Source organism: Intestinimonas butyriciproducens (assembly GCF_016901775.1).
In the GTDB taxonomy this organism is placed as follows: domain Bacteria; phylum Bacillota; class Clostridia; order Oscillospirales; family Butyricicoccaceae; genus Pseudobutyricicoccus.
Genome location: NZ_JACJKW010000062.1, coordinates 1 through 264, shown reverse-complemented (window position 1 = coordinate 264; position 264 = coordinate 1). Strand labels below are relative to the sequence as shown.

Annotated in this window: 1 rRNA gene; it reads left to right on the top strand. The window is 45.1% G+C overall.

From position 1 onward, the window contains the following. Nucleotides 1-194 (top strand): 23S ribosomal RNA (locus H6A25_RS12585); the annotation flags it as partial. Nucleotides 195-264: the final 70 nt, after the last annotated feature.

Sequence of the window (264 nt, the reverse complement as noted above, 5' to 3'; positions counted from 1 at the left end):
CAGGAGCACAGCTGGGTAGCTATGTGCGGGCTTGATAAACGCTGAAGGCATCTAAGCGTGAAACAAACTCTAAGATTAGATCTCCCATCCGAAAGGAGTAAGGCCCCACAAAGACTATGTGGTTGATAGGTCAGAGATGTAAGCACAGTAATGTGTTCAGTCGACTGATACTAATAGGCCGAGGGCTTGACCTAAAATATTGGGCAACCTCGTTTCCATGTTTCCTTCCTTGTTCAGTTTTCATTGTGCTTTTGCCAATGAAAG